Here is a 14,902-nt window from a genome sequence, read left to right as displayed (position 1 = left end):
GCCCCCACCCGGCCGCAGCCGCGAACCAACGGATCCACCCGAGCTGGTGCGTACCACTCACCCCTCGGCGGGCCCCCGCCCCGACAACACCTCGCCGTACGCCTGCATCAGATCCGGCAACCGCAAAGTCGACAAGTCATCCCGCGACAACATCCCGGGATACACCGACAACCGCAGATCCCGATACGCGCAGCTCTTCTCGTACAGGGTCCGCAGGAACCGCCCGTTCCCCAGCTCGTCGATCCACCCCTGATCCACCACGTGCCCGGCGATGGACCGCAGTTCGTCCAAGGCCTCCTCGTCCCACACGTCCCCGTTCTCCGCCGCCAACACCTCACCGATGGAGGTGAGTTCGAGAGGCCGGTACGAGGGGAAGTCGACGCGCGTGGTGAACCGGGACGACAGCCCGGGGTTCGCGGCCAGCAGCCGGTCCATGCCCTCCGGGTAGCCGGCCAGTATCACCACGAGGTGGTCGCGGTTGTCCTCGGCCCGCTTCAGCAGCACCTGCAGGGCCTCGTCGCCGTACGCGTCACCCTTGCCGTACCCGGAGTTGGAGAGCGAGTAGGCCTCGTCGACGAAGAGGACGCCACCGATCGCGGAGTCGATCAACTCGTTGGCCTTCACGGCCGTCTGGCCGAGGTACTCGCCGACCAGATCGGCCCGCTGCGCCTCGACGAGATGGTCGCCGCCGAGCAGCCCGAGGGCGTAGAAGACGCGGCCGAGTATGCGGGCCACGGTGGTCTTGCCGGTGCCCGAGGGACCGGAGAAGACGAAGTGCCGTTTCGGCGGCTGGACCGGCAGCCCCTGCCCGGCACGCAGCCGGGCCATGTTCAACTGGGCGGACAGCGCCTTCACTTGGCGCTTGACCGGCTCCAACCCCACCATGCGCTCAAGCTCGTTGAGCGCCTCCTCGAGTAAGACGGGGTCGGTGGGGCCGGTGGGCAGCGGTGGAACGGGAACCGAGGTCTTCTCGCGCACCGAGTCGGCGGCCGAGGGCAGCGGCCCGGTCGGCGGAAGACCGGGCTCCGACAGCTTCAGATCGCGCCCCTCCGCGCCGAACAGCGGATCGAGCCCGTCGGGCCCCTCCAGCGCGTCCTGTCCGCCGGAGAGCGTGATCGCGGCGAGGTCGGTGACGTCCTCGGAGCCGTCGTACCCGTCGGAGTCGGTGATCGCGGCGAGCCGCGCCGAGGTGTCCATGAACGCGGGGTCGACGCGGTGCACCGCCCGGTACAGGGGGAGCGCGGCGGCGCTGCGGCCGGTGCCCTCGTGGGCCCGCGCCAGCCAGTACCGCAGCTCCTTGCGCTGCGGTTGTTCGCTGCGGCAGCGCATCAGCGCGGAGGACAGCAGCGGCTCCGCCTGGCCGTACATCTCAAGCCGGACCCGGGCCATCCCGCCGAACAACCCGGCCTCGATGCCCAGGAGTTGGTCGTTCAGCAGGGGATCGGTGTGCCGGACCAGCTGCTCCCAGTCCTTGACCAGATAGGCGCGGCAGGCGTGCAGGAAGCGGACCTGGTGATCGGTGTCGACGGGCGGCAGTCCGGCCAGCGCGCGGTCCAGTTCGGGCACATGGCGGCCGTCCAGCCAGTGCGAGGCGTGCGCGAGCAGCAGATCGCGCGGGCTCTCCAGCACGGGCTGGACCCACCAGCCAAGCCAGTACCAGGAGTTGAGCGTCCGGCGGTGTCTGGTGCGCTGTTCCCCGAAGCGTTCCCGGTGCCGGTACATCCGCAGCAGCGCGGTCGTCGTGTCGACACGCAGCGCGTGCAGTCCGAGCCAGCCGTCGGCCATCCCGGGATCCATCCGTACCGCGGTGCGGAACTCCTCCTCCGCCTGCGGATAAGCGCCCATCGTGTAGGCGTCCACGCCTCGCAGCCACGCGAGGTCGGCCGGGGCCTCGGGGCCCTGCGTGCCGAAGTCCATCACGTCCCCCCACAAACCGTGCCCCCGTTGATTCACCGCCGGGCCGGCGCCCGTCGGCAGTCTGGGTCGAACCGCTGTGCCGCGGACGGGAGTTGCCGTGGTGCGCGAAGCAGCCGTCCGTTGGTCGCACCCTGGGCATCGTACCTGCGGGGCAGGTGCCCATCGAAGGGTGCCGCACAGGCCGTTTGGCGAGGTGGGAGCAGATGGGGCGCACTCGGGACGGTGACCCAGGGTGAGCAAATCACGGCTCGTAGCGGCCGGAAACGGGGCTGAGAGCAGAACGAAGCCCCCGATCACGGGGGAACAACCGGGGGCTTCGCGACTCTGGGCGGCTTCGAACGGCCGCACATTCAGAACGTAAGACCTGTACGGCCCCTGGGTCAAGCCGAGTTGAGGCACTCAAGGAAGTTCACGCATGACGGTCTTCACAAGTTCAGCACACTGCGGGCGGTTCGTCACCGAGGGTGATTTCGTGGTCCGGTCCAATCGTCCCGGAGGGCACCGGCAGCACCTCGTACCCCGTCATCAACTGCCGTACCAGGAAGTCCGCGTGCGGTCGCGAAGGGTCCTCGGCGAAGTGTTCTCGTTCCGCCTCGACCCACCCGTCCCAGAAGTCCCGTTGCTCACTTCCGTCCCGCAGTCGCCCCCGTGCCCAGGACTCCTCGCGGGGCAGCTCCATCCACAGCAGCCGCGCGAGAAACGGCCGTACCGCCCGGCGCCCGGCGCCGACGCCCTCGATCAGGACCACAGGCGCGGGCGGGAGCGCGCGGGGTGTTCCGAAGCGCCGGGTGTGCCAGTCGTAGGGGGCGTAGCGTGCGGTCCCGCCGTGGCCGAGCGGGGTGATCACCTGGCGCAGCAGCCGGTCGGTCCAGCCGAACGGTTCGTCGTGGGTGGAGAGGTCGTCCAGGTGCAGCACGGGCGCCCCGCCCAGTGCCGCGGCCAGCCGCCCGGCGAACGTGGACTTCCCGGACCCCGCGTGCCCGTCGACCCCGACGAGCCGGACCGGGCCGCAGGACGGGGGAAGGCGGCGGAGCCGTTGGGCGAGGTCGTGCATGACTGGTCCCGGGATGTCGTGGGTGATGCCGCAGGTCGCCGGGACAGTCTAAGGAGTGGTCGCTCCCGCCCCAGGTCATGCCAGTGGTCGATACCAATATTGGTCGGTGTGGCGAGGTTCGAAGTGCTGGCAGCGGGGAGCCGTGTGTGCCCATAGTGGGCGCACATCCGCCCATTGGATCTGTCCCGACTCGGAGCACCCGGGGGTCTTCCGCCCATGAGCAGAGCCGAACAGCCGTCCCGCCGAGCCGTCCTGGCCGCCGCGGTCGCCGCCGCCGTGGTGAGCGGCGCCGGCCCCGCTGCCGCCGACACCGGCGCAGCCGACCCGGACCAGGCCCCGACCCGGGTCGACTACCACGCGTGGACCACCTACGAGGACTGGTGCGGCGGTACCGCAAAGGGCACCCGGGCCGTCCCGGGCCCGCGCCCCGGCCTCGTCATCGGCGCCGACCTCGGCAGCGTCGACTACACGGACCCGCACACCGGCAGGACCGCGAGCTGGGAGTACGCGACCTGGACGTCCCCCGTCCACAGGCTCTCCGTCCCCGCGACGGAGACCATCGCCTCCTGGAACGCGCACACCCCCGCCGGCACCTGGATCCAGGTCGAACTGCGCGGCACGTACTCCGACGGCACGGACACCCCCTGGTACGTGATGGGCCGCTGGGCCGCCGGCGACCAGGACATCAGGCGGACCTCCGTCGACGACCAGAAGGACGGCAAGTCCGCCGTCTGGACGGACACCTTCGCGATCGACGATGCGACCACGGGCCTGCGCCTGACGTCGTACCGGCTGCGCCTGACCCTCTACCGGAAGCCGGGCACCGAGCTCACCCCCACCGTGTGGCGGCTCGGCGCGATGGGCTCGGACATCCCGGACCGCTTCACCGTCCCGGCCTCCGTGCCCGGACTCGCCGGGGAGCTGATCGTCCCGCGCTACTCGCAGGAGATCCACACCGGCCAGTACCCCGAGTACGACAACGGCGGCGAGGCCTGGTGCAGCCCCACCTCCTCGCAGATGATCATCGAGTACTGGGGCGGCCGGCTCACCCCGGAGCAACTGGCCTGGGTCGACCCGTCCTACGCGGACCCGCAGGTCGACAACGCGGCCCGCTTCACCTACGACTACCAGTACCAGGGCTGCGGCAACTGGCCGTTCAACGCCGCCTACGCGGCGACGTACCAGGACCTCCAGGGCGTGGTCACCCGGCTCGGCTCGCTCACCGACCTGGAGACACTGATCGCGGCGGGCATCCCGGCCATAACGTCCCAGTCGTTCCTCAGCAGCGAGCTGACCGGCGCGGGGTACGGCACGGCCGGTCACCTGATGACCGTGATCGGCTTCACCACCGACGGGGACGTGATCGCCAACGACCCCAACTCGCCCAGCGATCCGGCCGTCCGCCGCGTCTACAAGCGCCGGGAGTTCGAGAACATCTGGCTGCGCACCAAGCGGTACAACGCCTCCGGCAAGCTCTCCTCCGGTACGGGCGGCGTCTGCTACCTCTACTTCCCGGCGCGACCGACCGCCCGTCAGCGCACCGCGCTCGCGGCGGTGGGCGTGTGCTGACGCGGAGCCTGTGACCAAGGTCTCCGACTCGAAAGGCGATATGGATGGCAAGGTGGACAGAACGGGGGAGTCCACCGCACATCCGACCTCTGTGAGCCACCATGACCGCACACGCAGCCGACGCCACCCGCACCCGCGCCCGCACCGGCGGCCCCAAGGGCGACGGCCCGAAGATCGCCGAACACGTCATGGGCTGGACCCTCGTCGTGGTGATCGCGATGCTCGTGACCCAAATCGGCCTGCTGTGACCTGACGCATAACCGACCTGCCATACTGCGGTTGACCCAGCCCAGTTGGAGAGCCAGAGTCGAAATTGGAAATCAGTCAGCAGCGTGACGTCGCACGCCCCCGGGCGCGCGGTACCGAGCGCTCCTTGGCGCGCCGCGCCGAACTCATCGCCATTGGCCGGAAGTTGTTCGCCGACACGTCCTACGACGCGCTGTCCATGGACGACATCGCGCGGCAGGCCCATGTCGCCAAGGGGCTGATCTACTACTACTTCCAGTCCAAGCGCGGCTACTACCTGGCGATCATCAACGACTCCGTCGCCGACCTGGTCACCTTCGCGGCGAGCGGCTACGAACTGCCCCAACTGGACCGCGTACAGCGCACGATGGACAGCTATCTCCGCTGGGCCGAGCACAACCAGGCCGCCTACCGCACCATCGTCAGCGGCGGCGTGGGCTTCGACACCGAGGTGCACGCCATCCGTGACGGCGTCCGCGCCGCCATCGTCGAGACCATCGCCGCCGGGGCCTACGGCCGCAGCGACATCTCCCGCCTCGCGCGCATGGGCCTGTTCGGCTGGGTGTGCAGCGTCGAGGGCGCGACCCTGGAGTGGATCAGCGGCCCCGACCTGTCCCGCGAGACGATGCGCGAGCTCCTCGTGAAGACCCTGGGCGGCACCCTGCGCGCGATCGAGGAACTGGACCCGACGTATCCGGCGCCGGCCCCGGCCCGCAGGGACGGCTGAGCGGGCGCTCCCGACCTGTTCCGGACGACCGGGTTATTCTCGAAGTAAGCGGTCGTTAACTGGTGACGACAGACCTCCGATCGGGCATACTCACAGCGCAGAGCCGCTGGTCAGCCGCTTCCGAGACCCGGGAGCGGGAGCAGCGGCCGTACCCGTGCGATATCCGGCGCAGGCGCCTCGACCCCAGGCGTACGCCCGCCGATGTCCCGACAGGGAGGAGAGCGTCGCCATGCCCGACCGCGCCCCGCAGCCGGTGGACCGGCAACTGCCCACGGACGAGGCCCGGGATCTGATCTCGCTGGTCCGCGACATCGCGCAGCGTGAGATCGCCCCGAGGGCGGCCGAGGAAGAGGACGCCGGACGCTTCCCGCGCGAGGTCTTCACCCTGCTCTCGGAGTCCGGACTGCTCGGCCTGCCGTACGACTCCGAGTACGGCGGCGGCGACCAGCCGTACGAGGTCTACCTCCAGGTACTCGAAGAACTCGCGGCGGCCCGCCTCACCGTCGGCCTCGGCGTCAGCGTCCACTCCCTGTCCTGCCACGCGCTGGCCAACTACGGCACCAAGCAGCAGCAGGTCGAGTACCTGCCCGCGATGCTCGGCGGCGGACTGCTGGGCGCCTACTGCCTCTCCGAGCCGTCCTCCGGCTCCGACGCGGCCTCCCTGCGCACCAAGGCGGTGCGGGAGGGCGACGACTGGGTGATCGACGGCACCAAGGCATGGATCACGCACGGCGGCATCGCCGACTTCTACACGGTCATGGCCCGCACCGGAGAGGACGGCCCGCGCGGGATCAGCGCCTTCCTGGTGCCCGGTGACGCGCCCGGTCTGAGCGGTGCGGTGCCGGAGAAGAAGATGGGCATGAAGGGCTCGCCCACCGCCCAGGTCCACTTCGACGGCGTCCGGGTCCCCGACGAGCGGCGCCTCGGCGAGGAGGGCCAGGGCTTCGCCATCGCCCTGTCCGCGCTGGACTCCGGACGGCTCGGCATCGCGGCCTGCGCGATCGGCCTGGCGCAGGCGGCACTCGACGAGGCGGTGGCGTACGCGACCGGACGGCAGCAGTTCGGTCGCCCGATCTCCGACTTCCAGGGGCTGCGCTTCATGCTCGCCGACATGGCCACCCAGATCGAGGCGGGCCGGGCGCTCTACCTCGCGGCGGCCCGGCTGCGCGACGCGGGCCGGCCCTTCGCCAAACAGGCCGCCATGGCCAAGCTGCACTGCACCGACACCGCGATGAAGGCCACCGTCGACGCCGTCCAGGTGCTCGGCGGATACGGCTACACCGCGGACTTCCCGGTCGAGCGCTACATGCGCGAGGCCAAGGTCCTGCAGATCGTCGAGGGCACCAACCAGATCCAGCGCATGGTCATCGCCCGCCATCTCGCGGGTCCGGAAGCCCACCGAACTGGCTGAGCCCGACCGGCGGCGCCGCCAGCCGCACCCACTCCGGGTCGTGCCGCCCCGGCAGGGTGCGGCCCCGGTCGGCCCAAGTCCGCATGAGATCACGGTAGATGGGCGGATCCTGCGGTTGCGGCGGAGCAGGCTGAACCGATTCTGCGGGTGCCGGGACGTAGATTCGGCGCTGACGCCCGGTCGGCGCATATGTGCGGGTCATACCAGGGCAACGTAAGAGCCCGGCGGCAGGTCACCGGCGCGCGAAATCGAGCGTGAGTTCACCGGCGTACGGCTCTCGCCTCTGGCTACCGAACGCCCCCTGACGTACCGTCACCTCCACTGTCCCCAGGGGAGGTTAGCCGTGGCAGACGACCGTCCCGTGCCCCTCGACGAGTACCCCGTGCACCAGGTCCCCCTGTCGATGAAGCACGTCGCGACCGGCGACCGGAACGCCTACGACCGCTGCATCTTCCACGTCCTCGACCACGAGGGCCGCGCCCTGCTCATCCTCGGCCTCGGTGTCTACCCCAACGTCGGCGTGATCGACGCCTACGCCACCCTCCGCACCGGCGACACCCTGCACGCCGTCCGCGCCTCGGACGCCCTCGGCGACGACCGCATGCACCTCGCGGTCGGCCCGCTGCGCATCGAGGTCGAGGAGCCACTCCACCGTCTGCGCCTGCGCTGCGATCACAACTCCCTCTCGTACGACCTCACTTGGACCGCCGAGTTCCCCGCGCTCTGGGAACCCCACCACGTCCAGTACCGCGGCGACCGGCTCACCCTCGAAGGGCGCCGCTTCGTCCAGGCGGGTGGCGCGGAGGGCGTGATCCGCGCCGGTGACGAGGAGTTCCGGGTCACCGCCGACGGCTGGACCGGTACCCGTGACCGCAGCTGGGGCGTGCGTCCCATCCCCGGCGAGGAGGGCGGCCGGCTCGCGGTGGACCACCCGGCCGAGGGCTTCCACTGGATCTGGTGCCCGGTCCGCTTCGAGGACCGCTTCCTCATGGTGATCGTCCAGGAGGACGCCGACGGGTACCGCACCCTGAACGAGGCGACCGTCGTCCGCCCCGGCCACCGCGACCGCCAACTCGGCTGGCCCCAGGCCGAGATCACCTACCGACCCGGCACCCGCCACCCCGAGCGCGCCCTCGTCCACCTCGGGGACACGCGCAAACCGCAGGAACTCGAAGTCGAGATCCTGACCTCGTCGCCCCTGGCCGTCGGCGCCGGCTATCCACCCGCCGACGACTGGCAGCACGGCACCTGGCGGGGCCGCGAGTGGCTCGACCACCGCACCTACGACCTCACGCGACCCACTCCGCTCGCCGCCTACGGCGTCACCGACCACGCGGCCCGCTTCCGCCTCGACGGCCAGGTGGGCCACGGCATCTTCGAGCACGGCTCCTTCGGCCGCCACGACCCGAGCGGCTTCACCGGCTTCGACTCGGTTGCCCCGTAGGGGAGTTGACACATGGCCACGACACCCCGCCCGCGCACGACCACCCGCGACCCCGAGGAACTCGCCCACCGCCTCACGGCCTGGCTCGACACCCGCCTGCCCGGCGCCAAGGCCGTCGACATCAGGGTCCCGGCTTCCAACGGCATGTCCAGCGAGACCCTGCTCTTCGACATCGAACACCCCGAACCACCCTTGCGCGCCTGCGCGTTGAGACTCGCGGCCGACCCGGCGGCGTACACCGTCTTCCCGGTCTACGACCTGCCGCGCCAGTTCCGCACCATGCGCCTGGTCGCCGACCGTACGGACCTCCCGGTACCGGAAGTCCGCTGGCTGGAGGAGGACCCGGGCCCGCTCGGCGCCCCGTTCTTCGTCATGGAACGCGTGGAGGGGCGCGTACCGCCGGACGTCATGCCCTATACGTACGAGGGCAATTGGCTGCACGCTGCGACCGACGCGGAACGGGAGCGCCTGGAAGCCGCCTCGGTCGGACTGATCGCCCGCCTGCACGACCAAGTCCCGGCGGCCGAGACCGAGTTCCTCGCGCTCCCCGGCGACGGCGACGCACTCAGCCGCCATGTCGCATCCCAACATGCCTACTACGAATGGGTAGTTGACGGACTCGCCCGCTCACCACTCATCGAGAGCGCCTTCGACCGGCTGACGGAACTCTGGCCGGCCGACCCCGGCGAGACGGTCCTCAACTGGGGCGACGCGCGCATCGGGAACGTCGTCTACGACGGATTCGACCCCGTCGCCGTCCTCGACTGGGAGATGGCGGCACCGGCCCCGCGCGAGGTGGACCTCGGCTGGACCGTCTATCTGCACCGCTTCTTCCAGGACCTCACGGCCGCCTTCGGCCAGGCGGGACTGCCGGAGTTCTTCCGCCGGGACCGGGTGGAGGCCCGGTACGCCGAACTCACCGGCCACACCCCGCGCGACATGGACTTCTACACCCTGTACGCCGCCCTGCGGCACGCGATCGTGATGCTGCGCGTCGCCTACCGGCAGGTGCACTTCGGGGAGAGCGCCGTCCCGGCGGACCCGGACACACTGATCCTGCACCACGGCAGCCTGCGGGCCATGGTGCAGGGCAGCTACTGGGGTTGAGCGAGAGCGCTCAGGCGGCGCGGCGCATGTCGGGCACCCGCATCGGACGCGAGCTGGGGCCACCGACGTGCGAGAAGGGCTGAGTCCGCCAGTCGAGGCCCTGAGGGAGCGTCAACAGCAGCGCGGTGTCCTGCTCCTGGAGCTCCATGGTCTCGTCGGCGGACCGGGCGTCGGCCGCCCGACGGCCCGTACCGGCGCAGACCGTCAGCCCGAACGGGTTCCACGGAGAGGCGCACAGCGCGTGCTCCGGCAGGACCTCCTCGTCCGCGAGGAGCGCGATGGGCTGCACGCAGTCCGGGCAGATCACCCGGTACATCTCGAAGGTGTCGTACTCGTCGAGTTCGTCGGCCTCGAAACCGTCGGGTTCGACGCCCTCCGGCTCGGACTCGACGACGAGCTGCGGCCGCTTGGGCGCGGTGCGTCCAGGGCGCTTAAGACTCTGCATGGGTTTCTCCCCCTACTGGGCTGGGCCGTGAAGGCGCTGCGGCCTCGACCACAGCAAGCACTTCCCGTCCGGTCTCCGCGGTAATCACGAGAACATCACGGAGACCGTTCGAGGCCTGTGGCGTTCGTCACATGCCGCCCGCAGATGCCCGGGGCGGCGGATTTGTCCCCAGCTGACTCACAGGCCGCACGCGGCCACATCACGAACCGGGTATGACCTGCGCCGCTGAGGTATCGGAGGAGATCAGCCGCCCTGTAAGTTCTTGCGCCATGGAGGAGCTGGACCGACAAATCGTGCAGCTGCTCGTCAAGGACGGGCGGATGAGCTACACAGACCTGGGCAAGGCCACGGGCCTGTCCACGTCGGCCGTGCACCAGCGGGTGCGCCGGCTGGAACAGCGTGGCGTCATCCGCGGGTATGCCGCGGTCGTCGACCCGGAGGCGGTGGGCCTGCCCATGACCGCCTTCATCTCGGTGAAACCGTTCGACCCCAGCGCCCCCGACGACATCGCGGACCGCCTCTCCGGCGTCCCCGAGATCGAGGCCTGCCACAGCGTCGCCGGCGAGGAGAACTACATCCTCAAGGTGCGGGTCTCCACCCCGCACGAACTGGAGGAGCTGCTGGCCCGGCTGCGCGGCCTGGCCGGCGTCTCGACCCGCACCACGGTCGTCCTGTCGACGCCGTACGAGGCCCGCCCGCCCCGCATCTGACCGACCTGCGTGCGGGGCCGCGCCGGTGAGGCGCGAGACTGTTCCCATGAGTGAGCGCACCCCCGAACCGGCCACCGTCCTGCTCCGCCGCGGCGAAGTCCACAGCCCCGCCGACCCCTTCGCGACCGCGATGGTCGTGGAGCGCGGCCAGGTCGCCTGGGTCGGCTCCGAGGGCGCCGCCGACGCCTTCGCGGACGGCGTCGACGACGTGGTCGACCTGGACGGCGCGCTGGTCACCCCGGCGTTCACCGACGCACATGTGCACACCACCGCCACCGGCCTCGCACTCACCGGCCTCGACCTCTCCGACGCGCCCTCCCTGGAGACGGCCCTGTCCCTCGTCCGGGACTTCGCCGCCGCCCGTCCGGCCGACCGCGTCCTGCTCGGCCACGGCTGGGACGCCGCCCGCTGGCCGGGAGGCCGCCCGCCGACCCGCGCCGAACTCGACGCGGCGACCGGCGGACGCCCGCTCTACCTCTCCCGCATCGACGTCCACTCCGCGGTCGTCACCACCGCCCTGCTCGACCTCGTCCCCGGCTTCGACGCGCCGGACGGCCCCCTCACCGCCGACGTCCACCACACCGTCCGCGCCACCGCGCTCGCCGCCATCACGCCGGAGCAGCGCGTCGAGGCCCAGCGCGCCGCCCTCGCCCGCGCGGCCTCCCTGGGCGTCGGATCGGTCCACGAGTGCGCGGGGCCGGACATCTCCTCCGAGGACGACTTCACGGGTCTGCTGCGGCTCGCCGCCGAGGAGCCCGGGCCGCGGGTCGTCGGCTACTGGGCCGAGCAGGACGTGGCCAAGGCGCGGGAGCTGGGCGCCGTAGGGGCTGCCGGGGACCTCTTCGTCGACGGCTCCATCGGCTCGCACACCGCCTGCCTGCACCAGCCGTACAGCGACGCCGGGCACACGGGCATCGCGTACCTCGACGCGGACGCCGTCGCCGCCCATGTCGTCGCCTGCACCGAGGCGGGCCTCCAGGCGGGCTTCCACGCCATCGGGGACGCCGCCGTGACCGCCGTGGTCGAAGGTGTCCGCGCGGCCGCCGAGAAGGCCGGCCTGGCCCGCGTCCGCGCCGCCCGCCATCGCGTCGAACACGCGGAGCTGCTCACCCCGGAGACCATCGCGGCCTTCGCCGAACTGGGCCTGACCGCCTCCGTGCAGCCCGCCTTCGACGCGCTGTGGGGCGGCGAGGAGGGCATGTACGCCCAGTGCCTGGGTGCCGAGCGGGCGCGCGCCCTGAACCCCTTCGCGGCTCTGCTCCGGGCCGGTGTGCCGCTCGCCTTCGGCTCCGACAGCCCGGTCACCCCGATCGACCCCTGGGGGACGGTCCGGGCCGCCGCGTTCCACCGAACGGCTGAACATCGGGTCTCCGCGCGGGCCGCGTTCACCGCACATACGCGGGGTGGCTGGCGGGCCGTAGGACGGGACGACGCGGGTGTTCTGGTCCCCGGAGCGCCCGCCGACTACGCCGTCTGGCGGACCGACGCCCTGGTCGTGCAGGCGCCCGACGACCGGGTCGCGCGCTGGTCGACCGACCCGCGTTCCGGCACACCCGGACTGCCCGACCTGACGCCGGGCGGCGACCTTCCGGTCTGCCTGCGCACCGTCGTGGGCGGACGGACGGTGTTCGTACGGCCGGGCGAGTGATCTCCCGGGGTGGCGTGCCCCCGATCAGCGCCCGCCGCCCCGTCGCGCGACCTGCGCATCCTCTGCCCTGACCAGCCAGTTGATGGGGAAAGCGCAGGTCAGACGGCTGTTGACAGTTGGGCGCAGGGGGCCGGTAGGTTCGTCCGAGTCCACCACCGGACGCCCGACCGGGGAACCTCCGAACAATCGCCGAAGCGCCGCTGGGTCAGGGACGGTGTGCCGCACCGGGGCACCGCCACTGGGAGCCAGGCTCAGCGCCCGCGCCACGGCGAGGGAACGTTCCGGCCGGTCGGCTGGTGTGACCCGGGTGGGGCCCGGACGTCCAGTAGACAACGGCTTTGGTCGACCCGCAGCCGGCGGGTCCCAGGTCGGCCCGAAGGGCGCCGGGCCCCCATCCGCAGCACATCAGTGGCCAAAAGGCACAGTCTTACCCCGTTCTTGTCGAATCGACACCACCGTACGAACGACGTGGCATGTCATCCCAGGCGGCGGCCACTATGGTGGACGCCTGCGTACGGACATGAAGGGGCAGCAGTGAACGACGGCGACGGAGCCCTCGCGGCACAGGCCCAGGGGCGGAAGTTCGGCCCGCTCGGCACGGCCTTGGTGATCATCCCGACCTACAACGAGGCGGAGAACATCAAGGCCATCGTCGGACGGGTGCGGCGATCGGTCCCCGAGGCTCATGTCCTCGTGGCCGACGACAACAGCCCCGACGGCACGGGCAAGCTGGCCGACGAGCTGGCGGCCGAGGACGAACAGGTCCAGGTGCTGCACCGCAAGGGCAAGGAGGGTCTCGGCGCCGCCTATCTCGCGGGCTTCCGCTGGGGCATCGACAACGGCTACGGCGTCCTCGTGGAGATGGACGCCGACGGCTCCCACCAGCCCGAGGAGCTGCCCCGGCTGCTCACCGCGCTCAAGGGCGCGGACCTGGTGCTCGGCTCCCGCTGGGTGCCCGGCGGCCGGGTGGTGAACTGGCCGAAGTCCCGCGAGTTCATCTCCCGCGGCGGCAGCCTCTACTCGCGCGTGGCGCTCGACCTGCCGCTGCGCGACATCACCGGCGGCTACCGCGCCTTCCGCAAGGAGACCCTCGAAGGCCTCGGCCTGGACGACGTTGCCTCCCAGGGCTACTGCTTCCAGGTGGACCTGGCCCGCCGAGCCGTCAAGGCCGGCTACCACGTCGTCGAGGTCCCCATCACCTTCGTGGAGCGCGAACACGGCGACTCCAAGATGAGCCGCGACATCCTCGTCGAGGCCCTGTGGCGGGTCACCACGTGGGGCGTGGGGGAGCGGGTCGGCAAGCTCCGCGGCCGGGGCAACTCCGGAAGAAAGCCCTCACAGCCGTAGCCCCGCAACCCCACAGGCCTCGTTGATCGTCCCCTTATCCCGCACTGAGCCGGGCCCAGGCACACTGGACGTATGACGACTGGCGCATCCACTCCTTCCTCCGCCGCCCGGCCTCCGCGTTCCCGGCTGCGTACGTTCCTGCCGCTGGGCATCGCCGCGTGGCTGGTGCTGGAGATCTGGCTGCTGACCGTGGTGGCGGGTGCGTCGAGCGGTCTTGTGGTCTTCTTCCTGCTGCTCGCCGGGTTGGTGCTCGGCGCCGTGGTGATCAAGCGGGCGGGCCGGCGGGCCTTCCAGAACCTGAGCCAGGCCGTGCAGCAGGGCACCGCCCCGGCCAGCGGCGGTGGCAGCGGCCTGATGATGCTGGGCGGACTGCTGCTGATGATCCCGGGGCTGATCTCGGACGCGGCCGGTCTGCTCCTGCTGATCCCGCCGGTCCAGCGGGCCCTGGGGCGCTACGCGGAGCGCACGGTCGAGCGGAAGCTGCGCAGGGCCGCCCCCGGCACCCTCGGGGACGCCTTCCAGCAGGCCCGGATGCACCGCCCGGACGGCAAGGTCGTCCAGGGCGAGGTCATCGTCCGGGACGAGCCCGGCGGTGACACCCCGCAGGGCCCGCGCCCGCCGCTCACCAGCTGACATCCGGGCAGGCGAAAGCGCGGGCGCCGTACAGGTTCGTACGGCGCCCGCGCTTACTTGCTTGTGCCACTTGCGTGTGCGGTAGAACCGCTCCGCACCTTCGGGACTAGGCCGACTTGCGGCTGTCCCTCGGGTGAACCGCGATATTCATCGCGCCGGAACGGAGAACGGCAAGACGCTCCTCAAGGACCTCTTCGAGTTCCTCGCGGGTGCGCCGCTCCATCAGCATGTCCCAGTGGGTACGCGCGGGCTTGGCCTTCTTTTCCTCAGGGCCGTCGCCGTCGACCAGGAGTGCCTGGGCCCCGCAGACCTTGCACTCCCACTCCGGCGGAATCTCCGCCTCGACCGAGAAGGGCATCTCAAAGCGATGTCCCTTCTCGCATGCGTACTCCACGGCCTGGCGTGGTGCCAGGTCGATACCGCGGTCCGTCTCGTAGCTGGTCACCACGAGGCGCGTGCCGCGAAGAGCTCGCTCACTCATGAATCGTGCCTCCCGGGCTTGTCGCCCACAGGACAGGTGTCGCTGTCGTCGTCATCCGGTCAACGTCCGGTCGGCGGTAAAGATTCCCGTACGGGGTCATGCGTCGCCGTCGTAGCCGCCCCTTGTTGTACCCACCAGCGCCCGGTTTGTCACATCTACTAGC

14 protein-coding genes are annotated in these 14,902 nt (G+C 71.0%); 10 read left to right on the top strand and 4 right to left on the bottom strand.

Features of this window, described 5'->3' with window-relative positions; genetic code table 11:
• Positions 1–57: 57 nt before the first annotated feature.
• Together ACWDEW_RS42745 and ACWDEW_RS42740 are read right to left on the bottom strand one after the other, a co-directional pair.
• Positions 58–1,917, bottom strand: a complete 1,860-nt coding sequence (locus ACWDEW_RS42745; RefSeq protein ID WP_450520837.1) for an AAA family ATPase — start codon at positions 1,915–1,917, stop codon at positions 58–60.
• 433 nt (positions 1,918–2,350) lie between these two features.
• Entirely contained in the window at positions 2,351–2,971 is a 621-nt protein-coding gene (locus tag ACWDEW_RS42740) for a uridine kinase family protein (protein ID WP_450520835.1), read from the bottom strand.
• Positions 2,972–3,187: 216 nt separating this feature from the next.
• Between ACWDEW_RS42740 and ACWDEW_RS42735 the strand changes: the two genes are divergently transcribed.
• From ACWDEW_RS42735 to ACWDEW_RS42710, 6 genes are all read left to right on the top strand, one after another.
• On the top strand, positions 3,188–4,540 hold the full coding sequence (locus ACWDEW_RS42735; protein ID WP_450520833.1) for a peptidase C39 family protein: 1,353 nt from the start codon (positions 3,188–3,190) through the stop codon (positions 4,538–4,540).
• Positions 4,541–4,641: 101 nt separating this feature from the next.
• Positions 4,642–4,788, top strand: a complete 147-nt coding sequence (locus tag ACWDEW_RS42730) for an SCO1431 family membrane protein (protein WP_450520831.1) — start codon at positions 4,642–4,644, stop codon at positions 4,786–4,788.
• Positions 4,789–4,853: 65 nt separating this feature from the next.
• On the top strand, positions 4,854–5,513 hold the full coding sequence (locus ACWDEW_RS42725; RefSeq protein WP_427923719.1) for a TetR/AcrR family transcriptional regulator: 660 nt from the start codon (positions 4,854–4,856) through the stop codon (positions 5,511–5,513).
• Positions 5,514–5,742: 229 nt separating this feature from the next.
• Positions 5,743–6,924: an acyl-CoA dehydrogenase gene (locus tag ACWDEW_RS42720; RefSeq protein WP_450520829.1), complete on the top strand. Its 1,182-nt coding sequence runs from the start codon at positions 5,743–5,745 to the stop codon at positions 6,922–6,924.
• 343 nt (positions 6,925–7,267) lie between these two features.
• On the top strand, positions 7,268–8,368 hold the full coding sequence (locus ACWDEW_RS42715) for a hypothetical protein (protein ID WP_450520827.1): 1,101 nt from the start codon (positions 7,268–7,270) through the stop codon (positions 8,366–8,368).
• Between the two features lie 12 nt (positions 8,369–8,380).
• Positions 8,381–9,475: a phosphotransferase family protein gene (locus ACWDEW_RS42710; protein ID WP_450520825.1), complete on the top strand. Its 1,095-nt coding sequence runs from the start codon at positions 8,381–8,383 to the stop codon at positions 9,473–9,475.
• A gap of 10 nt (positions 9,476–9,485) precedes the next feature.
• Here the strand turns inward: ACWDEW_RS42710 and ACWDEW_RS42705 are convergent, their stop codons facing one another.
• The gene (locus ACWDEW_RS42705) at positions 9,486–9,920 is read right to left on the bottom strand and encodes a hypothetical protein (protein ID WP_450520823.1); all 435 of its coding nucleotides are present in this window, start codon (positions 9,918–9,920) and stop codon (positions 9,486–9,488) included.
• A 269-nt stretch (positions 9,921–10,189) separates the two neighbouring features.
• On the opposite strand from ACWDEW_RS42705, the gene ACWDEW_RS42700 reads away from it, so the two are divergent.
• The 4 genes from ACWDEW_RS42700 (at position 10,190) to fxsA (ending at position 14,258) form a co-directional block, all read left to right on the top strand.
• Entirely contained in the window at positions 10,190–10,630 is a 441-nt protein-coding gene (locus tag ACWDEW_RS42700; protein ID WP_019066462.1) for an Lrp/AsnC family transcriptional regulator, read from the top strand.
• A gap of 46 nt (positions 10,631–10,676) precedes the next feature.
• The gene (locus tag ACWDEW_RS42695) at positions 10,677–12,278 is read left to right on the top strand and encodes an amidohydrolase (protein ID WP_450520821.1); all 1,602 of its coding nucleotides are present in this window, start codon (positions 10,677–10,679) and stop codon (positions 12,276–12,278) included.
• Positions 12,279–12,812: 534 nt separating this feature from the next.
• Entirely contained in the window at positions 12,813–13,625 is an 813-nt protein-coding gene (locus tag ACWDEW_RS42690; RefSeq protein ID WP_450520819.1) for a polyprenol monophosphomannose synthase, read from the top strand.
• A gap of 72 nt (positions 13,626–13,697) precedes the next feature.
• Complete coding sequence (gene fxsA, locus ACWDEW_RS42685; RefSeq protein ID WP_450520817.1) at positions 13,698–14,258, top strand: FxsA family membrane protein; 561 nt, start codon at positions 13,698–13,700, stop codon at positions 14,256–14,258.
• Between the two features lie 106 nt (positions 14,259–14,364).
• Here the strand turns inward: fxsA and ACWDEW_RS42680 are convergent, their stop codons facing one another.
• On the bottom strand, positions 14,365–14,739 hold the full coding sequence (locus ACWDEW_RS42680; RefSeq protein WP_003977404.1) for an RNA polymerase-binding protein RbpA: 375 nt from the start codon (positions 14,737–14,739) through the stop codon (positions 14,365–14,367).
• Between the last annotated feature and the right edge of the window lie 163 nt (positions 14,740–14,902).

It is taken from the genome of Streptomyces sp. NPDC001100, from assembly GCF_053598575.1.
The sequence above is the reverse complement of the archived record's forward strand: the minus strand, read 5'-3'. Positions and strand labels throughout refer to the sequence as shown.